The organism is Vibrio sp. V42_P2S4T144, assembly GCF_009904715.1.
GTDB lineage: Bacteria > Pseudomonadota > Gammaproteobacteria > Enterobacterales > Vibrionaceae > Vibrio > Vibrio alginolyticus.
This window is the reverse complement of the sequence record NZ_WXWS01000244.1, coordinates 1-20,290: the sequence shown is the minus strand read 5'-3', so window position 1 is coordinate 20,290 and position 20,290 is coordinate 1. Positions and strand designations below refer to the sequence as shown.

Annotated in this window: 19 protein-coding genes and 1 tRNA gene; 10 read left to right on the top strand and 10 right to left on the bottom strand. The window is 45.4% G+C overall.

Translation table 11 applies throughout. The features are described from left to right. Window positions 1–247 precede the first annotated feature (247 nt). Complete coding sequence (locus CAG68_RS08510; RefSeq protein WP_054728474.1) at window positions 248–2,011, bottom strand: lysophospholipid acyltransferase family protein; 1,764 nt, start codon at window positions 2,009–2,011, stop codon at window positions 248–250. A 233-nt stretch (window positions 2,012–2,244) separates the two neighbouring features. Here CAG68_RS08510 and CAG68_RS08505 point away from each other — a divergent pair, with 233 nt between their 5' ends. Both CAG68_RS08505 and CAG68_RS08500 read left to right on the top strand, forming a co-directional pair. Further along, entirely contained in the window at window positions 2,245–2,964 is a 720-nt protein-coding gene (locus tag CAG68_RS08505; RefSeq protein ID WP_054576654.1) for an SIMPL domain-containing protein, read from the top strand. A 223-nt stretch (window positions 2,965–3,187) separates the two neighbouring features. Further along, a complete protein-coding gene (locus CAG68_RS08500) occupies window positions 3,188–3,463 on the top strand; it encodes a hypothetical protein (RefSeq protein ID WP_005383040.1) in 276 nt (91 codons plus the stop codon). Window positions 3,464–3,557: 94 nt separating this feature from the next. On the opposite strand, the gene CAG68_RS08495 is transcribed toward CAG68_RS08500, so the two are convergent. From CAG68_RS08495 to rpsU, 6 genes are all read right to left on the bottom strand, one after another. Next, window positions 3,558–4,361, bottom strand: coding sequence for a MetQ/NlpA family ABC transporter substrate-binding protein (locus CAG68_RS08495; protein WP_054576655.1), 804 nt, complete (start codon window positions 4,359–4,361; stop codon window positions 3,558–3,560). Between the two features lie 261 nt (window positions 4,362–4,622). Further along, window positions 4,623–4,698 (bottom strand) — tRNA-Ile (locus CAG68_RS08490). 155 nt (window positions 4,699–4,853) lie between these two features. After that, window positions 4,854–6,716, bottom strand: coding sequence for an RNA polymerase sigma factor RpoD (gene rpoD / locus CAG68_RS08485; RefSeq protein WP_005395986.1), 1,863 nt, complete (start codon window positions 6,714–6,716; stop codon window positions 4,854–4,856). A 99-nt stretch (window positions 6,717–6,815) separates the two neighbouring features. Continuing rightward, on the bottom strand, window positions 6,816–8,582 hold the full coding sequence (gene dnaG / locus CAG68_RS08480; protein ID WP_005379719.1) for a DNA primase: 1,767 nt from the start codon (window positions 8,580–8,582) through the stop codon (window positions 6,816–6,818). Window positions 8,583–8,731: 149 nt separating this feature from the next. Beyond that, complete coding sequence (locus CAG68_RS08475) at window positions 8,732–9,175, bottom strand: GatB/YqeY domain-containing protein (protein ID WP_005379720.1); 444 nt, start codon at window positions 9,173–9,175, stop codon at window positions 8,732–8,734. 27 nt (window positions 9,176–9,202) lie between these two features. Continuing rightward, window positions 9,203–9,418, bottom strand: coding sequence for a 30S ribosomal protein S21 (rpsU, locus tag CAG68_RS08470; protein ID WP_001145625.1), 216 nt, complete (start codon window positions 9,416–9,418; stop codon window positions 9,203–9,205). Between the two features lie 230 nt (window positions 9,419–9,648). Here rpsU and tsaD point away from each other — a divergent pair, with 230 nt between their 5' ends. Together tsaD and CAG68_RS08460 are read left to right on the top strand one after the other, a co-directional pair. Further along, on the top strand, window positions 9,649–10,665 hold the full coding sequence (tsaD, locus tag CAG68_RS08465; RefSeq protein ID WP_005379854.1) for a tRNA (adenosine(37)-N6)-threonylcarbamoyltransferase complex transferase subunit TsaD: 1,017 nt from the start codon (window positions 9,649–9,651) through the stop codon (window positions 10,663–10,665). A 176-nt stretch (window positions 10,666–10,841) separates the two neighbouring features. After that, window positions 10,842–11,657, top strand: a complete 816-nt coding sequence (locus CAG68_RS08460; RefSeq protein ID WP_005379855.1) for an alpha/beta fold hydrolase — start codon at window positions 10,842–10,844, stop codon at window positions 11,655–11,657. A gap of 34 nt (window positions 11,658–11,691) precedes the next feature. Here the strand turns inward: CAG68_RS08460 and plsY are convergent, their stop codons facing one another. After that, window positions 11,692–12,303, bottom strand: a complete 612-nt coding sequence (gene plsY, locus CAG68_RS08455) for a glycerol-3-phosphate 1-O-acyltransferase PlsY (protein WP_005379857.1) — start codon at window positions 12,301–12,303, stop codon at window positions 11,692–11,694. A 250-nt stretch (window positions 12,304–12,553) separates the two neighbouring features. On the opposite strand from plsY, the gene folB reads away from it, so the two are divergent. The 3 genes from folB to CAG68_RS08440 are packed head-to-tail and all read left to right on the top strand — an operon-like array spanning window position 12,554 to window position 14,210. Then, complete coding sequence (gene folB / locus CAG68_RS08450) at window positions 12,554–12,913, top strand: bifunctional dihydroneopterin aldolase/7,8-dihydroneopterin epimerase (protein ID WP_005379859.1); 360 nt, start codon at window positions 12,554–12,556, stop codon at window positions 12,911–12,913. After that, window positions 12,910–13,392, top strand: coding sequence for a 2-amino-4-hydroxy-6-hydroxymethyldihydropteridine diphosphokinase (gene folK, locus CAG68_RS08445; protein WP_005387457.1), 483 nt, complete (start codon window positions 12,910–12,912; stop codon window positions 13,390–13,392). The genes folB and folK overlap by 4 nt, the downstream gene beginning before the upstream one ends. Before the next feature lie 14 nt (window positions 13,393–13,406). Next, complete coding sequence (locus CAG68_RS08440) at window positions 13,407–14,210, top strand: undecaprenyl-diphosphate phosphatase (RefSeq protein ID WP_017820255.1); 804 nt, start codon at window positions 13,407–13,409, stop codon at window positions 14,208–14,210. Between the two features lie 52 nt (window positions 14,211–14,262). On the opposite strand, the gene CAG68_RS08435 is transcribed toward CAG68_RS08440, so the two are convergent. Then, a complete protein-coding gene (locus CAG68_RS08435; protein WP_005379907.1) occupies window positions 14,263–15,483 on the bottom strand; it encodes a multifunctional CCA addition/repair protein in 1,221 nt (406 codons plus the stop codon). Window positions 15,484–15,620: 137 nt separating this feature from the next. Between CAG68_RS08435 and CAG68_RS08430 the strand changes: the two genes are divergently transcribed. The 3 genes from CAG68_RS08430 (at window position 15,621) to ggt (ending at window position 19,927) form a co-directional block, all read left to right on the top strand. Beyond that, complete coding sequence (locus CAG68_RS08430) at window positions 15,621–17,237, top strand: ExeA family protein (protein WP_017820254.1); 1,617 nt, start codon at window positions 15,621–15,623, stop codon at window positions 17,235–17,237. After that, the gene (locus CAG68_RS08425; RefSeq protein ID WP_017820253.1) at window positions 17,237–17,923 is read left to right on the top strand and encodes a general secretion pathway protein GspB; all 687 of its coding nucleotides are present in this window, start codon (window positions 17,237–17,239) and stop codon (window positions 17,921–17,923) included. The genes CAG68_RS08430 and CAG68_RS08425 overlap by 1 nt, the downstream gene beginning before the upstream one ends. Window positions 17,924–18,196: 273 nt before the next feature. Next, the gene (ggt, locus tag CAG68_RS08420; protein ID WP_161441008.1) at window positions 18,197–19,927 is read left to right on the top strand and encodes a gamma-glutamyltransferase; all 1,731 of its coding nucleotides are present in this window, start codon (window positions 18,197–18,199) and stop codon (window positions 19,925–19,927) included. Between the two features lie 88 nt (window positions 19,928–20,015). Here ggt and CAG68_RS08415 read toward each other — a convergent pair. Next, on the bottom strand, window positions 20,016–20,290 hold a 275-nt coding region (locus tag CAG68_RS08415; protein WP_161441007.1), incomplete at its 5' end, for a TIGR04211 family SH3 domain-containing protein.

The following is a 20,290-nucleotide window of genomic DNA, read 5'->3' as shown; positions in this document are numbered from 1 at the left end:
TGATCAATGTCACGTTTTGTGTTGAGTTGTGGTGGATTTAAAGTGTGACTTGGATCTGTTTTTGTTTTTTGTGAAAGTTTGTGACGGAATTGGTGTGATCAATGTCATTGCGACTCTTCGATAGAATGTATTTATAAGAGTCTTTTCGGCGTACTTCACGAAGTGCTCTTACCTAATTGATAGAAAAGTAAAAGAGAGTCGCTACACCGCTTTTATTGACTCACAACTCCCTTCTTACTCACAGCTCTTACTTATGGTTGCTATTAGCATGGTAGGTGAGGTATTCATGAGTTTGCTCGCGTCCCATATACCTTGCCAACGTCTTTTCTTGAACATCGCGCAAATCCACCATAATCAATCCATCTAGAGCGTTATTGAATGCAGGGTCGACGTTGAAGCATACCAGCTTGCCATTGAGGCTTAAGTACTGACGCAGCAAAACGGGCACTCCTTTCCCTTCATCGATTCTGGCAATGACACGTGACAATAGCTGTAAATCACCCAGAGCAGTGAGCATGCTGGTGTTCCAGTCACGGTGGTGCTCAGGAAGTGGGTTAGAAGGTGTGACGTACTCTGCGCAATTGTTGTCGTAGTGGTGCAGTGTCATTGATTGAGCCAGTAATTGACGTGCAGTATCGCTATAATCGTTGCTAATGCTTACCGGACCAAATAGGTGAGTGTAATCTGGGTTTTGATGAACGAACGTTGCGATGCCTTTCCACAGCAGCAGTAGCGCGCTCATGCTCTTTTGATATTGCTGTGCAATCACAGAGCGCCCCATCTCAATGGATTTACCCATTTGGTCGATAAAGCGTTGGTCATAGTTAAACAACGTTCGTGAATACAGACCTGCTACGCCGCGCTTTTCAATCAGTTGATCAACCAGACCTAAACGATACGCGCCCACCAAGCATTGGTTCTCTCTGTCCCACACAAACAGATGCAGGTAATCATGATCGAAATGGTCAATGTCTATTGCTAGTCCCGTCCCTTCGCCAACTTGTCGAAAATTGAGCTCACGTAGGCGACCAATTTCATGCAGTAGGGAAGGGATACTCTGCGACTCCGTGCAGTAAACATCGAACTCACCACTTGTTAGCAGCTTGGACTCTTTTGGTAAGTTGTTCAGCTCTTCAAGCAATTCGCCTACGGGTAACCCTGCCGCTATTGGAGAGAGCATTTCTGATGAAGAAGAAGGCTTCACTGAATGGGTTTCACGATTGAGCAAGTAAGTGTTGAGCCGCAAATAGTTCACCACTTGATCATCGTTAAGTGTGTTGATCTCTTTGAATTTGATCACTTGGCCAAAAGATAAATCAATGGTTTGCGCATGTTTGTTCAGTAGCTCCCGCCCGAGCATTAGGGTACGCAAAAGTGGATGGATTTTCCCTGCCATATAGAAGCGTTTCGAGTTCTGACCACTGATGAATACTGGAACTGTCGTTGCTTTGTTTTTGCGGATCAGGCTACTTACGCTTCGACTCCACGCTTTGTCTTCCAAGCGTTGCTGTTTGGCATCGACTAACTGGGACACTTCACCGGCAGGAAAGACAAGCAATAAGCCGCCACTTGCTAGGTGTTTATTAGCCGCTCTGAGGGCCTTCATATTCGATTTGACGGCGTCTTTGCCTTCAAACACATCGACACCAATGAAGAGCTGATCTAACTCCGGCACGGTTTTCAGGTATTGATTGGCTAGAATTTGGATGTCGTCTCGTACCATCAACAAGAGTTCGGCCAAGATGACGCCTTCCACACAACCAAGCGGGTGGTTCGCCACAATGACGGTAGCACCTTGCTTAGGTACTGAGTCGAGTGAACCATGAGCAATGCGATAATCGATACCTAAGATATCCAGCGTGAAGCGGAGAAAAGTTTTGGTATCGGCATTAACGGGGCGTTGGGCGTAGAACTTATCAAGTTGGTTTAAACCGGTTGCCCATTCAGCAACGTTTTCACCAATGCCAAACGGCGTTTTACGAGGGAGACGAAAAGGGGTTGAACTATCCATATTTACCTCAGCGTACAAGTTGCTGATTGGATAGTAGAAATTACAGATGACAGTTAAGAGGCAAAAGCATGAGCCTTTGGTGACAAACCAATGAAGCTTTATTGACTAAAGAAAACGGTATATCACTGTGCTATGAATCAAAACTCGCGTTATGTCTCCCTCTTAAAACAATAGATAGGCTATCTTATCTAGAACAAAGATTAAGCTAAGTTGATATTTATCAGGGGGAAATAATGGAACGAGTTTCCAATAAAGCAGCACTTTGGATTGGGCTAAGTTTGATACTTGGTCTTGGCATCCTTGGCTATTTTATGCAGCAGACGGCGGTGAAATACCGAGCCTATGAAAGAGTCGTTACAGTGAAAGGTTTGTCGGAGCGTGAGTATCCTGCTGATACGGTGATTTGGCCGATTCAATTTACTCTAGCGAGTAATGATATGGGAGCCATGTTTGATGAAATTGACCAGCAAACCCGTTTGATTTTGGACTTTCTAACTGCCAAAGGGCTTCCTGAAACCAGCGTTTCCCTCTCTTCCCCAGCGGTCATTGACAGAAAAGCACAGCAATATGGGAGCGAGCAAGACATTGAGTATCGTTATTTGGCCTCGCGAACCGTTACGGTTTACAGCCAGAGTGTTGATGTTGTTCGAGCGGCAATCAATGAAATAGGTGAGTTAGGAAAACAAGGCGTTTTGCTTAACCAAGATCCTTATGCAAATCGTGTTGAGTACAGCTTTACTAAGCTGAATGATGTGAAGCCAGACATGATCGAAGAAGCGACTAAGAATGCGCGTGAAGTGGCTGAGAAATTTGCGAAAGACTCACAGAGTTCACTGGGTAAGATCAAACGTGCAACTCAAGGGCAGTTCTCGATTTATGACCGAGACAGCAACACGCCTTACATTAAGAAAGTACGAGTGGTATCGACGGTTCAATATTACTTATCTGATTAAAGTTGCGCTCATATAGTCAATAGTTGGTCGTTCCATCACCTTCTATTTGTAGAGGTATCTATGCTCTGTGATAGGGAAATCAGTCTTCGCTGACGCTATATACAAGTACTTTTTTATAAAACTAAGTTCTTAACAGTGATGAGGTGAGTTTGATAATAATCAAGCTCACTTGTTTCTTATGAGCGTAAGTTAGTATGACTTATTGCTAGAAGGAATTAGTATCATGGCATACAAGCACTTTATTAGAGAACTACTGGGTTTAGCGATTGTTGTCTCTGTCGTCTTTGGCGTATTAGGCGTGATGTTAGAGCTCTTCGCACTGACGGCACTTTGGGAGCATCAGCAAACGATAGCCGATGTTTTCTTCCATGAATCTCTCTACTTCATCGTATTTTTAATCCCACCATACTTCCTCTGGAAGTTGATTAACCGTCCTGAATTGGTTTCTGCTGACCAAGCTTATTTGGCAATGAAGTTAGAGGCTGAAAGTCGACAATGAGTCGATTTAGTGAGTAATGAAAAGAAGAGGCTATGAGAAAACATTAGCCTCTTTTCTATCTGATTCGTGGGCAAAGTATTCGCTGCTTTATTGATTAAAAAGCTGCTTCGATTGTGCCTTTGAAAGTGCGATCGAGATAATCACGAATCGCTTGAGATTGATAAATAGAAACGAACTTTTTATACGCTTCATTATTTTTGTCTGCGTCACGAGTGGCGATGACCATGACTGCTAATGGGGCGTCTTTTGCTTCAAGATAGATACTTTGTTTCTTCGGATCTAAACCAGAAGACATTACGTAGTTCATTGTAATCGCAGCCGCGTCCACATCATCTAATGTTCTTGGTAGCTGAGCGGCATCTACCTCGACAAATTCAAATGATTTTGCGTTTTTTGTGATATCAGTTAGGGCGGCTTTATGGCCAACACCCTGTTTCAGCTCAATTAAACCTGCATCGGCGAGTAGCAACAGACCACGGCCACCGTTGGTAGGGTCATTTGGAAGCGCTATACGTGCATTGTTTGGAAGCTCTTGCAGTGAGCGATACTTATTGGAATAAAGCCCCATACGCATAAGAATGGACTGACCAATTGATACTAATTGGGCGTTATGGCTACTGTTGAAGTTGTCTAAAAATGGCTGGTGCTGATAGCTATTAATATCGATGCTACCATCGCTAAGAGCGGCATTAGGTGTCACGTAGTCAGAAAACTCAATGACTTCGACATTCAAACCTTGCTTTGCTGCCTCCTTCGCTACCGCCTCGACTACTTGTGCATGTGGTCCAACTGTCGCGCCCACTTTAATGACAGAGTCATCTTTTTCTCCACAAGCGCTTAAGCCGACTACTGCCGTGAGAATCAAAGCTAGTTTCTTTAAGTGACCAATATTTTTCATTGTAGCTCCATTTTTGTTTTAGACGTCCATACGTTTATATGTCCATCCTATCAGAAGTTGTCTGAGGGTCAATGGTTTAAATCACGAGCAGACATTTTGTTTCTATTGCTCGTATAGAAAGCCAGATAATAGTTAAAGAAGAGGGGAAGAAGAAAAGCTATTACGAGGTTAGTGACGAGTTACCGCAACCGAAACTGTACCCAAAGATATAAGATACAAAAAAGGCGTAGTAGGTATTAACCTGCTACGCCTTTCGAAATATGGTGGCCCCTCGCAGACTTGAACTGCGGACCAATCGATTATGAGTCGACTGCTCTAACCACTGAGCTAAGGGGCCTTAATAGGACAACGATTATAGGGGAAGCGTTGCAAGGTGTCTAGATACCAACTAGGGCAATTGCGCTTAGTTTTTATCCACTTAGAACAGTAGATAATAAAAAAGGTGACCTAAAGTCACCTTTTTTGATTTCTAAAAGCTTGTATGCGCTGCGATTATTCGTCTAGGAAGCTGCGCAGAGTCTCTGAGCGGCTTGGGTGACGAAGTTTACGTAGTGCTTTTGCTTCGATCTGACGGATACGCTCACGAGTAACGTCGAACTGCTTACCAACTTCTTCTAGAGTATGGTCAGTGTTCATGTCAATACCAAAACGCATACGAAGTACTTTCGCTTCACGTGGCGTTAGACCTGCAAGCACGTCTTTTGTTGCCACCTTAAGGCTAGTTGCAGTTGCAGAATCTAGCGGAAGTTCTAGCGTTGTATCTTCGATAAAATCACCTAGATGCGAATCTTCGTCGTCACCGATTGGTGTCTCCATTGAGATAGGCTCTTTAGCGATTTTTAGAACTTTACGAATCTTGTCTTCTGGCATTTGCATGCGCTCTGCCAGTTCTTCCGGTAGTGGCTCGCGACCCATCTCTTGCAACATTTGACGAGAAATACGGTTTAGCTTGTTGATCGTTTCGATCATGTGTACCGGGATACGAATCGTACGTGCTTGGTCCGCGATTGAACGAGTGATTGCCTGACGGATCCACCACGTTGCGTAAGTCGAGAACTTGTAACCACGACGATATTCGAACTTATCTACCGCTTTCATCAGACCGATGTTACCTTCCTGGATCAGATCCAAGAACTGTAGGCCACGGTTGGTGTATTTCTTCGCGATAGAAATTACAAGACGCAAGTTCGCTTCAACCATCTCTTTCTTCGCACGGCGAGCTTTTGCTTCACCGATAGACATACGACGGCTGATGTCTTTAATGTTCTGTACGTTTAGAGAAGTCTCTTCTTCAATCATTTTTAGCTTAGCGATTGAACGACGGATTTCTTCTTCGTTACGTTTGATCTTTTCAGCGTATGGCTTGTCTGAAGCAAGAACTTCATCCAGCCAAGCTTCACTTGATTCATTACCAGTGAACAGCGCGATGAATGATTTCTTCGGCATTTTGCCGTATTCAACCACAGACTTCATGATCAGACGCTCTTGTGTACGAACGCGATCCATAGCAGTACGCAGTTCATTCACTAGGTGATCAAACTGTTTAGGCGTTAGACGAAACTCGCGGAATACGTCTAGCATCATTTCATTAGCAACGGTTGCTTTCGGGCTGTTATAGCCGTACTCGTTGATTGCTAATTGAAGATTTTGATAGGTGCTGCGTAGTTGGTTGAATTTCTCTAGCGCTAATTCAGGATCGATACCTACATCTTCTTCAGAATCATCTGAATCGTCATCGCTATCTTCGTCGTCATCAACGTCTTCATCGTCTTCTTCTTCTAACTGAGATTCAGTCAGTTCAGAACCGATGTGTGTTGCCGTTGGTGCAGCGGTGTCGTCAGCATCTGGATCTACAAAACCTGAAATTAGGTCTGTAAGACGTAGTTCTTCAGCTTGAACTTTGTCAAATTGCTCAAGAATGTACGGAATTGTGCCTGGGTATTCAGCAACAGACGATTGAACTTGGTTAATACCTTCTTCAATACGTTTTGCGATGTCGATTTCGCCTTCGCGAGTTAGAAGTTCGACAGTACCCATCTCACGCATGTACATACGTACTGGGTCTGTTGTACGACCAATCTCACTCTCTACGCTAGAAAGTGCAGCGGCTGCAGCTTCGGCTGCGTCTTCATCGGTAATATTTGTGTCATCGTTCAGTGCTAAATCATCAGCATCAGGAGCAGTTTCTACTACCTTAATGCCCATGTCGTTGATCATCTGAATGATGTCTTCTACCTGTTCTGAATCTACGATTTCAGCAGGTAGGTGGTCATTTACTTCGGCGTAGGTCAGATAGCCTTGTTCCTTGCCTTTAATAACAAGTGACTTTAGCTGTGACTGCGGATTGTGATCCATAGACGGTATCCAACTTCGTAATCTGGTGAAGGAATCAGTATGCGAAATGCAAACCACTTACTATAACAAATTAAATCGTTGCTGACTAATTAAACAGGGTTACGCTTTTAAATCTAGCATAAGTGCTAGCAGCTCCCTTTTCTCTTCGGCTGATAAACCGACACTTCTTGCTTTGGCCTGCAGGTTTTCAATTTGTTTTTCTACGCACTGGGCAATAATTTTATCCAGTGAGTCTAAAAAGATTTCTTCTTGGTTGTCCTCATCGAGTGGAATGTCCCAACTCGCGAGACGAGACAGAAGGGTCTCATTTTGGCTGTTTCGCCAATGCTCTAATAATTGGCCTGTGTTGATATGGGGATGCGCTTGGCATTTATCAAGTACATCAACAAATAAACTTAGACCAGGAATGGGCAAATCTCTAACGCTAGTTAGATCTGGCACCATACTTACGTATTGTGGGTTTTGAATCAGTAACGCGATCACTTCTCGCATCGGCGTTCGCTTGATTTCTTTATGAGGTTGAGGCCTTTTATCCTCTTTACCTTGTTTTGAAATTAGCTGCTGTAGTTGGCGTTCATCAACCAAACCCAAACGGCGGCCAAGCAATTCTCTCAAGTATAGTCTTAAAGTGCCGCCAGGGACTTTATCAATGAGAGGAACCGCAAGAGTACTCAGTTTTGCCATGCCTTCTTTCGTGCTCATATCGACCTGCTGAGTCAATGAGCTGAACATGAATTCAGACAAGGGCATCGCATTAGACACTTGCTGCTCAAATGCTTGTTTTCCGTTTTGTCGGATATAAGAGTCGGGATCTTCTCCATCCGGCAAAAACATGAATTTTAACTGGCGACCATCCGTTAGGTAAGGCAATGCATTTTCCATGGCACGCCACGCGGCTTCACGGCCTGCGCGGTCACCGTCATAACAACACACGACGGTGCTTGTTTGCCTGAATAACACTTGCAAGTGATCGCCCGTTGTCGAGGTTCCCAATGAGGCAACGGAATAATCTACGCCATATTGAGCAAGCGCGACAACATCCATATAGCCTTCAACCACTAAAATTTGTGGTGGCTCACGGTACGCTTGTAGTACTTCATAAAGGCCATACAACTCTTTACCTTTATGAAATATCGGGGTTTCGGGTGAGTTGAGATATTTTGGTGTCCCATCACCTAATACTCGACCACCAAAGCCTATTACTCGACCGCGTCTGTCTCGAATAGGAAACATCACTCGACCACGGAATCGGTCGTAGCGGTTGCCTTTATCGTTTTCAATCAACATGCCGCCAGTGACGAGCATGTCTTGGTTTTCTTTATTCTGGCCAAAGTTCTTACGAACTAAATCCCATTCATCAGCCACATAGCCGATGCCAAACTTCTGGACGATTTCACCAGACAGGCCGCGATCTTTTAGATACTCAATCGCCACCTTACTTGCTGGCTGTTTGAGTTGGTTACGATAAAATTGAGCAATGCTGCCCATTAAGTCGTATAGGTTACGTTTTTCACTGCTGCTTGCTTGTGGGCCTGATTGAAACGAACCATTACCGCCGCTACGTTGTTCGCGAGGAACATCTAAACCCAAGTATGAAGCGAGTTCTTCAATGGCTTCGACGAATTCTAGTCGGTCGAATTCCATCAAAAAATCGATGGCATTTCCATGCGCGCCACAACCAAAACAATGGTAGAACTGCTTTTCTTGACTGACACTGAATGAGGGTGTCTTTTCGTTGTGGAACGGGCAGCATGCGCCGTAGTTTTTGCCTTTTTTCTTAAGTTTCACACGTGCGTCGATGATATCGACAATATCAAGTCGAGCTAGAAGGTCATCGATAAAACTGCGAGGGATGTGTCCAGCCATAAAACCTAACAAAAAAAGAAGATGATGAGTGGAGTGAATGCCTTAAAAGAATGAGCGTATTGCCCATTGATTTCATTCCATCCATCCAGATACAAACAAGCCGTGCGCTCCAAAGGATAGCACGGCTTGCTGCAATTGGGTGGGGTACCTTAAGCCAATTTAGCGCGAACTAAACCGCTTACTTTACCCATATCTGCACGCCCTTGAATTTGCGGTTTCAGAACGCCCATTACTTTGCCCATGTCTTGCATGCCAGCTGCGCCAGATTCAGCAATCGCGTTCTCGATGAGAGCCGCTACTTCTTCGTCTGTCAGTGGTTGAGGCATAAAGTCCTCAAGAACGGTAATTTCTGCTTGTTCCGCATCAGCAAGATCTTGACGACCCGCTGCTTCAAACTGCGCTACAGAATCGCGACGTTGTTTAACCATCTTGGTCAATACTGCAAGAATGTCGTCATCGTTCAGAGTAATCTGTTCGTCAACTTCACGTTGCTTGATTGCTGATAGGGCTAAACGAATAGTACCAAGGCGCAATTTGTCCTTGGCTTTCATCGCTAATTTTTGCTCTTCTTTGAGTTGATCAATCAGAGCCATAACTAAATTCCTTTTGGAGCTCAGTTATTAGTACAGGCGAACGCGACGAGCGTTTTCGCGAGCTAGCTTCTTAGCGTGACGCTTTTGAGCTGCTGCTTTAGCGCGTTTGCGAACTGTAGTTGGTTTTTCGTAGTGCTCACGACGACGCACTTCAGAAAGGATACCTGCTTTTTCGCAAGAGCGCTTAAAACGACGTAGAGCAACGTCGAACGGTTCGTTTTCACGTACTTTAACTACTGGCATATGCCTTTCACCTCAGGGGTTATTCGTTAACGCTGGTATTCAACAGACCAAATCACAATTGTTAGGTCTCTTACCAGCTTGATCAAAAATGGTGCGGAATTTTAATCCGATCACAACTACTTTGTAAAGCCTTTTGTCGATTATTGTCTGTACAAAATTTGTTTGCAGCACCAAGGCGAGGTAATATGACGCCCAAATTTCCTCTATACAGAAAGCATACTGAGAAAACCATGCGCATTATTGGTATTGAAACCTCTTGTGACGAGACTGGCATCGCAATTTATGACGATGAAAACGGTCTCTTGTCACACAAGCTATACAGCCAAGTAAAACTGCACGCAGATTACGGCGGTGTGGTGCCTGAGTTGGCTTCACGTGACCACGTAAAGAAAACCATTCCTCTTATTAAAGAGGCACTAAAAGAAGCGAACTTAACTTCAAAAGACATCGATGGTGTCGCGTATACCGCGGGGCCTGGTCTTGTTGGGGCGCTATTAGTGGGTGCGACTATCGGTCGCAGTATTGCTTATGCTTGGGGAGTGCCAGCGGTACCTGTTCATCATATGGAAGGTCACCTATTGGCCCCAATGTTGGAAGATAACCCTCCACCGTTCCCGTTTGTGGCGGTATTAGTATCGGGCGGTCACTCTATGATGGTGGAAGTGAGAGGCATCGGTGAGTACAAAATTCTAGGTGAGTCGATTGATGATGCGGCGGGCGAAGCGTTTGATAAAACAGCGAAGCTAATGGGTTTGGATTACCCAGGCGGTCCACTATTATCTAAACTGGCGGAAAAAGGTACACCGGGCCGCTTTAAGTTCCCGCGCCCAATGACGAATGTGCCAGGTTTGGACATGAGTTTCTCTGGTCTAAAAACCTTTACGGCTAACACGATTGCTGCAAACGGTGATGACGAGCAAACCCGCGCGGACATCGCATTGGCATTTGAAGAGGCTGTGTGTGCTACGTTGGCTATTAAATGTAAGCGCGCGCTTGAGCAAACAGGCATGAAACGCATTGTTATTGCTGGTGGTGTGAGTGCTAACCGTCGTTTGCGAGCTGAGTTAGAGAAGTTAGCGAAGAAAGTTGGCGGCGAAGTTTACTACCCACGTACTGAGTTCTGTACAGATAACGGTGCGATGATCGCTTACGCAGGCATGCAGCGCTTGAAGAATGGCGAAGTGGCTGATATGTCAGTAGAGGCTCGTCCACGTTGGCCAATTGATCAACTAACACCTGTCGCTTAGTCAAATTTATGCGGTAGGTTTGAAACCGGTTCTGTGTAATAAAGGTCTCTGCTCCTCAGAGGCCTTTATTTTTAATTATTCAATGAACCGCCTCGTTTTACATTCTGACTGATGCGATCAGTTCGCGATTGTTTCAGTGCTAGGATGACGTGGAAGAATAAGAAATGGATATAACAATGAATAAGTTTGAAATTGAAGGTCAGCAACTTGCTTATCTAGATAAAGGTGAGGGCCCTGTGCTTCTATTTGGTCATAGTTACCTTTGGGATAGCCAAATGTGGGCGCCACAAGTTGAGGTTTTAAGCCAGTCATTCCGTTGTATTGTGCCAGATCTTTGGGCACATGGTGAATCGGACGCTGCACCTGCATCGACACAGTCATTGGCCGACTATGCACAACATATGTTGGCATTGATGGATCATTTAGATATCGAAGAATTCTCGATAGTGGGCTTATCTGTTGGCGGCATGTGGGGAGCTGAGCTAACGGCTCAAGCGCCGCAACGTGTTAAGTCACTGGTATTGATGGATACCTTCATTGGCTGGGAGCCAGAAGTTACGTATAAAAAGTATTTTGCAATGCTTGATACCATCAGCCAAGTCCAAGCAGTGCCTGCGCCAATTATTGAAGCCGTTGTGCCGCTGTTCTTTGCCAACAACGTCAATCAGGATAACCCTAAACTTGTCGCTTCATTCAAACGCAGTTTAGAAGAGCTGAACGGTGAGCGTGCGGTGGAAGTAGCTCGCATGGGGCGCATGGTGTTTGGTCGCCGTGATGTGATTGAAGATTCGGAAAAATTCGCTCTGCCGACGTTAATTGCGGTGGGCTGTGAAGATAAGCCTCGCCCGGTTTTCGAATCGTATTTAATGAAAGACTGTATCACGGGCAGTGAGTTGGTAGAAATTCCGCAAGCGGGACACATCAGTTGTTTAGAACAGCCGGAGTTCGTCAACCAAATGTTGTTGAACTTCCTGAATCGAGTTCATGCGTAACCAATGCATCCCTCTTTAAACGAAAAACTCGGCATTAAGCCGAGTTTTTTTGTGTCAGTTTCTTCTCGCCGATTTTTGGCTCGTCGCCAGACAAAAGCCGACGAATATTTTGATGATGCTTAAATACGATTAAGCAACACAGCATAGCAACAGGTAACGTGTATTGCGGTTTAAACATCCAAGTATAAAACGGAGTGACCAAAACCGTGACGAGAGCCGCTAAGGATGAATAGCGGAATAGCGCGGCTACTGACAGCCAAGTTAACATCACCAATCCTGTTAAGTCCAAACCAATCGGAGCGATAGCGCCAAGCGCGGTTGCGACACCTTTTCCGCCTTTAAAGTGGAAAAAGATGGGGTACATGTGGCCAAGACAGGCAGCAATGGCGATGACGCCAAGAATGATAGGGTCGATACCAAGAAAGTATCCGCCCCACACGGGGATAGTGCCTTTGAGCATATCGCACAACAAGACTGAAACAGCGGCTCCTCGTCCGCCAATACGCAATACGTTCGTTGCTCCAGGATTGTTAGATCCCACACTGCGTGGGTCTGGCAGTTTTAAGAGTCGACAGATCAAAACCGCACTGGAAACCGAACCTAATAAATAGGCGGCCATTGTCATTATCAGTGCCAGTGCGTCCATAGAAGTCCTTGATGGATTGGAATTTAATGCTCGGTTCCCGCGTAGTTGCTATCATACCCCGAATTTACATAATGCAGAAATCCTCACTGTGATAGAGCTTGCATTATGTGATTTCTTGTATATAAAGATGCTTTCGCAGTTTATACCTAAGTAACATTGTGATGACCAAAGTAAATGTTACTTAGGTATAGAATACTACGATCAAATTACCCCTCACGGGTATCCGACCTCTGTAATAGAAGGACATAAGATGGCTCTGGATAAAGTTTTTATTGAACAGTTAGAAGTAATCACCACAATTGGCGTGTACGACTGGGAGCAACAAATCAAACAAAAGTTGGTTCTAGATATTGAAATGGCACACGATAATAAACCTGCGGGCAAAAGTGATGATGTGCAAGATGCACTGGATTATTCGCAGGTGAGTGAGGCGGTACTTAACCACATTGAAAATGGTCGTTTCTTACTGGTCGAGCGCGTGGCTGAAGAAGTAGCAGAGCTTATCATGCTGCGTTTCTCAGTGCCTTGGGTGAAAATCCGCCTAGCGAAGCCTGGCGCCGTGCCGCAAGCACGTGCTGTTGGTGTGGTGATTGAGCGAGGCCGAGCATGATCACCACCTATATCGGTGTTGGGACGAACGTAGAAAGAGAGCAACATGTGCTTGCTGCGTATCAGGAGCTGCAACGGCTTGGAGAAAATCTCCTCGTATCACCGATATATGAATGCGAACCTATTGGTTTTAGCAGCAAGAATTTCTACAACTTTGTCGTTGCAATGCGTACCGAGTTGTCATTAGAAGAGTTGAGCCATCAACTACGCGAGATTGAATTTAAGTGGGGACGCGAAGAAAACGCGCAAAAGTATCAGGATCGAACACTGGATCTCGATATAGTGTTGTTCGGTGAGCGCGTCTCCAAGAAAAAACCTGAGCTACCTCGCAGTGATATCTACAAATATCCTTTTGTCACAAAGCCGCTGTATGATCTCGAACCGCAATTAGTGATCCCAGGCGATGGACGCACAGTCGCAGACATTTGGCATGCTATGCAGCCAGTCGATTCGCTCAAACCCGTTTCCTTTCATTTTTAATTTGAGTTGTTTACATGAGTTATTTTGAAGCCTTTATTTTGGCTCTGATTCAGGGGCTGACAGAGTTTTTGCCTATTTCAAGCTCTGCCCATTTGATCCTGCCTTCCGCTATTTTAGGATGGGAAGACCAAGGTCTAGCCTTTGATGTTGCTGTTCACGTCGGTACATTAATGGCTGTCGTGATCTATTTTCGTCATGAAGTAATCACTTTGTTTCAAGCGTTATTTGCTTCGATCTTTAAAGGAGATCGCAGTAAAGAAGCTAAATTGGCTTGGATGATCGTGATTGCGACGATTCCAGCTTGTGTGTTCGGCTTATTGATGAAAGACATCATTGAAGTGTATCTACGTAGCGCTTACGTCATCGCGACTACTACGATCGTATTTGGCCTGTTGCTATGGTGGGTAGACAAAAACGCTAAACTCGTTGCCGATGAATACCAAACGGGTTGGAAGAAAGCTGTATTTATCGGTATTGCTCAAGCCTTAGCGATGATTCCTGGAACTTCACGTTCAGGGGCGACCATCACAGCAGCGCTTTACCTTGGCTTTACTCGAGAAGCGGCTGCCCGATTTTCGTTTTTAATGTCGATCCCAATCATTACATTAGCTGGTAGCTACTTAGGCATGAAGTTAGTGACCAGTGGTGAACCTGTCCATGTTGGTTTCTTAATGACTGGCATTATCACATCGTTTATCAGTGCGTACATCTGTATCCACTTCTTCTTGAAGATGATTTCACGAATGGGCATGACACCGTTTGTGATTTACCGTCTCATTTTGGGCGTCGGTTTGTTCGCTTTTCTATTAAGTGCATAATTGATGTTAACGAAAAACGCCCGCGAAATCCGCGGGCGTTTTTGTTTGTTCGTTACTTCTTAAGTGCTGCTTTCACTGCTTCAATACGTCGTTTTTCTTGCTCGTCACGAATCGCAGGGCCTTTAAAGCCCTCTTTGATAATGGCTTGAACGTCAACTGCCGCTGCTGCTTGGTAGGCTTGCCTAAAAATATCCGCCTGTGGATATGGTTGCGTTTCCAGTCCTTTACGACCAGCGTGATCCGCTTGGCAGCAAAGCAAGATATCTTGCAGACGTTCGGACTTACGCCACACATCAAGTTTATTGAGTATTTTAATTATGGTTTGTGGTTTAAGTTCAGCCGCGCGATGAATATTGGAGTGCTGTTCGCACACCATCAAGGCTAAATCACGAAACTCATTTGGTACCCGGACACGTTCGCACAGCTTTTTGATCAGTTTTAATCCTGTATGGCAATGCATTTTGTGGCTTGGCCATTCGCTCTCTGGCGTCACGCCCTTACCCAAGTCATGCACTTGGGCGGCAAACCTGACGGGGAGTGAGTTACTCAATTTTGCGGCTTGCTCTGCCACCATCAAAGTATGGATGCCAGTATCGATTTCTGGATGCCACTTCTCAGGTTGAGGTACGCCAAATAGTGCATCAATTTCAGGTAACACCACGGTTAATGCACCACAGTCTCGTAGAACCGATAAGAAAATATCAGGGCGAGGAGTAGAGAGAGATTTATGCCATTCTTGCCAAACACGCTCGGGAGTCAGTGTGCTCAGCTCTCCGGACTCTGCCATGTGACGCATTAACCGCATGGTTTCGTCGGCAACCGTAAAGTTTAGATCAGCAAGCTTCGCTGCGAAGCGAGCGACACGTAAAACGCGTAGAGGGTCTTCAATAAAGGCGTCTGATACATGGCGTAGCAGTTTATCGTTGAGATCTTGCTGGCCACCATATGGGTCATGGATCGTGCCATCACTCTCCATTGCCATCGCGTTAATGGTTAAATCACGACGTATCAAATCTTCTTCTAAGGTGACGTTTTGATCGAAGAAACATTCAAAACCAGTGTAACCAGAACCTGACTTTCTCTCTGTTCGTGCAAGGGCATATTCTTCTTTACTTTTGGGATGCAGAAATACAGGAAAGTCTTTACCAACGGCGGTGTATCCTTGGGACAGCATCATCTCGGGCGTCGCGCCTACGACCACCCAGTCGTTGTCATAACTATCAATTCCGAGCAATTTATCTCGAACTGCGCCACCTACTAAATAAACTTGCACGAATTACCTCTTAATTTATGGATATGCCGTTGGACATTGTAGCAAGCAATGGTACTTTTCTTTACTCCTAAGAATAGAAGAAGAGCGTTTATACCATGTCTGACTATTCCCAGGTGGTTTTTTAGCTGGAGAGCCTAATGTATAAGGACTTTTTTGGGTTTGTCGAACAACCATTTTCGATTGTTCCAAACTCACGTTATTTGTATTTAAGCCAACGTCACAAAGAGGCAATCACACATCTCCAAGCTGGGCTAGGCGATGGCGGTGGCTTTGCTATGCTTACTGGCGAAGTAGGTACAGGCAAAACGACCGTCGCAAAAGCGATGCTGGCGAATTTGGGTGATAACACCAAAGCGGGTCTTATTCTCAATCCCACGTTTTCGAGTAGAGACTTGCTCGAAGCCATTTGCGATGAGTTCAAAATCACCTATCCGCCAGATGCAAACCTCAAACAGCTAAACCAGGTTATCCATCAATATTTGCTGCGTAATTATCGTTCAGGCTGGCAGACATTGCTGGTCATTGATGAGGCTCAACACCTTGCTGCCGACGTTCTAGAGCAGTTGCGCTTGTTGACCAACTTGGAAACCGATACCAGAAAATTGCTCAAAGTGTTGTTGGTCGGGCAGCCTGAATTGCAGCGGTTATTACAAACAACACAACTACGCCAACTTGCCCAGCGTATTACCGGGCGTTATCACCTGTTGCCGTTGGATGAAAAAGAGACAGAAGATTACATCGCATTTCGACTACATACAGCAGGTGGCGACCAGCAACTGTTTAATCGTGCTTCTTGTAAACTTATAGCCAAATACAGTCACGGTATACCGCGGCTCATCAACCTTATCTGTGACAAATCCCTCAACATTAGTTATCACCAGGGTAATGTGGTGGTGGATAAGCAAACCGTTCAGCAGGCCTGTGAAGAGGTGATGCAGTTTCAGGCAGATATTTATCAGCAAGATAAAAAAGAGCGCCGGACTTTCCGTTGGCCTGCTTGGGGCTCTGTCACGGTAGGCCTTATTGCTGCATTAAGTACGGGGTGGGCGGTCGTGAATTATATGCCAGCTCAAGCGACGTCAGTGTTGACACAAGTGACGGAGCCAAGAGTAGAGCCAACACCAACCGTCGTCAGCCAACAGTTAACGGATGAGCAGCGTGCTTTATTGTTAACACAAAAACAGTCGAACCTCGCTGTAAATGATTTGTATCGTTTGTGGGGGTATCAAGCATCGGTTCGCGATAACCTTTGTTTGTCAGAACCGCAGTCGACTATGCGTTGTGAGCGTAAAATGGCGACTTGGCCGCTGTTGATGCAACAAAATCGCCCTGTGATCTTGGAGTTGAATTATCAAGGTGATGTTGGGTATGTCATTCTATATGCCGTCGGTAATGACCAAGCTGAAGTGCTCAATGGTAAGCAGCGTCTCCGTCTGCCAATTTCATGGTTAAAGCCGTTGTGGCAGGGCAATATTATCGAACTGTGGCATGCTCCGCTGAATGAAACATTACGTTTAGACATGGAAGGCCCTGCGATTGAAGTATTAGACCGATTATTAGCAGAAGCGGTGAGTGAGCCACTGCTTGAAACGTCTATTTTTGATGGTGCGATGAAAGAGCGAGTCGAGTTATTTCAACGCTGGCAAGGAATTGGTGTCGATGGTATTGCAGGTAAGCGAACGCTAGACCGACTTCAGCAAAATGTTCAGCCAGATGCGCCTCAACTGGCGAGAATAGAGAAGGAGGACGCATAATGTCAGCTGTGAAACATATAGGTCTGTTCTTGCTGCCAATCACTGCTTCTGCTATTGGAGTCGCTTGGTACTTAGATCTCTTTGCACCGAGTGTTGAAGTAGATACAACGTCCCCGATAGAAAAGGTCGAAGTGGTATCACCTTTCAAAGTATTAGACTATCCAGAGAACACCCAGTTGGCCCAATTGCCAAGAGAGTGGCCAAGTGCAGAGCTATCGCGTGATTTTGGTACATTTACCACCCCCGATGAATACACGAGCCATACACCAAGCAGAGATGAAACACGCAACTCAGCATCAACCCAAACGACTTCTCCTGCTGAAGAGGACCTCGGGTTGTCTTTGGATGATCTGGATTTATCCTCATTATCTCCTGATTTAGCTAGGAAGGTCGAAAATGCCTTATCCCGAGATGATGACAACTCTTCATCACAAACGGCACGCGTGAACGATTTAGAGCGCAACGCTCACCAGTGGCAAGGGCGTCTACCTGCGCTTAATTTGCAAACCCATATGTACGCTAGTGATGAAAATCGCCGTTGGGTGAAAATTAACAATGTTGAGTATCATCAAGGGGATGTCGTTGATGATCAGGTCACTCTAAGAGAAATACAACCGCAAGCTGTGATTGTTGAGTTCCAAGGTGAGCAAATTCGTATACCAGCGTTGTATGAGTGGAAAGGCTAACTCTTGTAGAAACACATCAAGCCAGCGAAATCATATCGCTGGCTTTTTATTTTTCAGAGCATCTTTTGCATCTATTCTGGTGATGATTTTTAGATACTCAAACAAGCAAAATATAGCTTTTCTCAGTCGTTTAAATAGCACCAATATCATTCATCTATTGATAGCGCGATTCCAGTCAGCGTTGTGTAAAAAGACACCATCTTCACGAACTTCGGAGTAATGACTTGGTCCACGTTAGACCCCATCACATAATAGGAGTCTAAACAGAGACACATGCGTATTCTGATTTTTTCTTTAAGTATTGTTGCATCGACAAGCTATGCAGCAAAGCCAGACCCATTCCCAGTTACACCAGATAGTCGCGGGCAAGATTTCATGGTCAGTGCGACGAATCCTTACGTGAGCAGTACCGGTTACTCAATATTGAAAGAAGGCGGTAACGCTGTTGATGCTATGGTCGCGATGCAGATGGTGATGTCTGTCGTTGAGCCAGATATGACCGGAATTGGCGGCGGGACTTTCGCGCTGTTTTATCAACATGACGAGAGAAAATTTCTGGCCCTTGATGGTCGAGATGAAGCGCCCTCTAGCGCGAACCCTGAAATGTTTGTTGAGAATGGGGAAGTACTCAGTCGCAACGAAATATTAGGCCCTCGTTCTGTTGCGGTTCCGGGCACATTGCGGTTGCTTTACACCACTCATGAACAATACGGCAAGTTGCCATGGGCAGAGCTGATTAAGCCGGCGATTACATTGGCGAGCAATGGGTACGCGATGAACAGCTACACCTACGACATCGTAGTAAGAGAGCAAAGCCGACTTGAGCAAGATCCGGAAGTGAAAGCCTTGTATTGGCAAGGGGACGATATTAAGCCGACGGGAACCTTGATGAAGAACCCTAAGATGGCTGAGACGCTGAGGAAGATCGCGCAACAAGGCGATCGTTACCTTTATGGTGGTGAGCTTGGTCAGCACATCGTAGAGACGGTTAATAGTCGTATTGACGACCAACACGAGAAGTTGTCTTTAGAAGATTTTAAACATTACCAAGTGAAGCAGCGTGACATCATTGAGAGCGACTACCGTGGGAATAAAATCGTCTCTTTTGGTTACCCAGCTTCGGGCGGTGTGATGGTCGCTCAGAGTCTTGAACTGCTCGCACTCTATGACATTGCCCATATGGCGAAAACGGATGTGGAACCTTGGCGTCTCATGACTGAAGCGATGCGAATAGCAAAAGCCGATCGTATTGCGTATGCCGGAGATCCGGATTATGTGGAAGCGCCAGTTGAACAGTTATTGTCTAAAGCCTATCTAGATCAGAGACGTGATTTAATCCCTGATAATGGCACTTTAAAAGAGGATCCAAAAGCAGGACAGATAACGCAAACTCAGTATGCGCAATATCAAGGCTTCGAGAGCAAAGATACAGGGCATATTTCTATCGTCGATAGAGATGGAAATGCAATTGCGATGACCAGCACGGTAGGAACGGGTATGGGCTCGGGTGTGATGGTCGATGGCGTTATCTTGAATGCGCAGATGGCTAACTTCTCACCTCTGCCAACGGTTAACGGCAAACCTACACAAAACTCAATTGAAGCGGGCAAGCGTCCACGTTCGGCTATTACGCCATTAATGGTGATGGACAGTGATGATAATTTGCGTTTGGTGGTTGGGTCACCAGGTAGTTCACAAATCCCGGGGTATGTACTCAAAACCGTGGTTGGGGTGCTGGATTGGAACTTATCAGCGCAAGAGGCTATTGACTTACCAAACATTCAGTACGGCACCAAAATAGACCGCACTAAGCCTTATGACCCGACTGGCTTGCTGGTGGAAAAGAAAACGTTCGCAGAAATGCTGGTGCCTGAGTTTATGGAGCTTGGCTACCCAGTGCACGTTATTCCAGTGGTAAGCGGTTTGAATGCAATTGAGCTAAAAGATGGCAAGCTTTATGGCGCAACGGATCGTCGTCGAGCCTCTAGTTCAATGGGGGAGTAGTACTCACTTCTATCAAACGAAGCAAACTAAAAAGCCAGTCAATATCGACTGGCTTTTGCGTTCTTTTTAAAGATAAAAGCGTAAGGGTTTATGCCCAACCCGCAGGAGAGCGCTTTCTACGAGGCATGACATGCGGAAGAATCAAACCAAATAGTAAACCTAAACCTGCAACACCGCCGCCATAAGTGAAGTACTTAAGCAGCATGTCATCTTTTTGTGTATCCAGTTTTGCGCGTAGCTCGCGGTTTTCTGTTTCAACAGAAGTAAGCTGATCGCTGATCTCAGAGTATTTATTTTCTAGATCTGAAATTTGTTGGTTACGTGTTTCGAGAGAGGTAACAAGACCGGCTTTCTCTGCATCAG

Bases quoted from the DNA above. Each gene is read 5' to 3' on its own strand.
- dnaG (WP_005379719.1), bottom strand. From the start codon at position 8,582: ATGGCTGGACACATCCCTCGCAGTTTTATCGATGACCTTCTAGCTCGA.
- CAG68_RS08425 (WP_017820253.1), top strand. From the start codon at position 17,237: ATGTCAGCTGTGAAACATATAGGTCTGTTCTTGCTGCCAATCACTGCT.
- folK (WP_005387457.1), top strand. From the start codon at position 12,910: ATGATCACCACCTATATCGGTGTTGGGACGAACGTAGAAAGAGAGCAA.
- ggt (WP_161441008.1), top strand. From the start codon at position 18,197: ATGCGTATTCTGATTTTTTCTTTAAGTATTGTTGCATCGACAAGCTAT.
- CAG68_RS08500 (WP_005383040.1), top strand. From the start codon at position 3,188: ATGGCATACAAGCACTTTATTAGAGAACTACTGGGTTTAGCGATTGTT.
- rpsU (WP_001145625.1), bottom strand. From the start codon at position 9,418: ATGCCAGTAGTTAAAGTACGTGAAAACGAACCGTTCGACGTTGCTCTA.
- tsaD (WP_005379854.1), top strand. From the start codon at position 9,649: ATGCGCATTATTGGTATTGAAACCTCTTGTGACGAGACTGGCATCGCA.
- CAG68_RS08475 (WP_005379720.1), bottom strand. From the start codon at position 9,175: ATGGCTCTGATTGATCAACTCAAAGAAGAGCAAAAATTAGCGATGAAA.
- folB (WP_005379859.1), top strand. From the start codon at position 12,554: ATGGCTCTGGATAAAGTTTTTATTGAACAGTTAGAAGTAATCACCACA.
- plsY (WP_005379857.1), bottom strand. From the start codon at position 12,303: ATGGACGCACTGGCACTGATAATGACAATGGCCGCCTATTTATTAGGT.
- CAG68_RS08495 (WP_054576655.1), bottom strand. From the start codon at position 4,361: ATGAAAAATATTGGTCACTTAAAGAAACTAGCTTTGATTCTCACGGCA.
- CAG68_RS08460 (WP_005379855.1), top strand. From the start codon at position 10,842: ATGAATAAGTTTGAAATTGAAGGTCAGCAACTTGCTTATCTAGATAAA.
- CAG68_RS08440 (WP_017820255.1), top strand. From the start codon at position 13,407: ATGAGTTATTTTGAAGCCTTTATTTTGGCTCTGATTCAGGGGCTGACA.
- CAG68_RS08505 (WP_054576654.1), top strand. From the start codon at position 2,245: ATGGAACGAGTTTCCAATAAAGCAGCACTTTGGATTGGGCTAAGTTTG.
- rpoD (WP_005395986.1), bottom strand. From the start codon at position 6,716: ATGGATCACAATCCGCAGTCACAGCTAAAGTCACTTGTTATTAAAGGC.
- CAG68_RS08430 (WP_017820254.1), top strand. From the start codon at position 15,621: ATGTATAAGGACTTTTTTGGGTTTGTCGAACAACCATTTTCGATTGTT.
- CAG68_RS08510 (WP_054728474.1), bottom strand. From the start codon at position 2,011: ATGGATAGTTCAACCCCTTTTCGTCTCCCTCGTAAAACGCCGTTTGGC.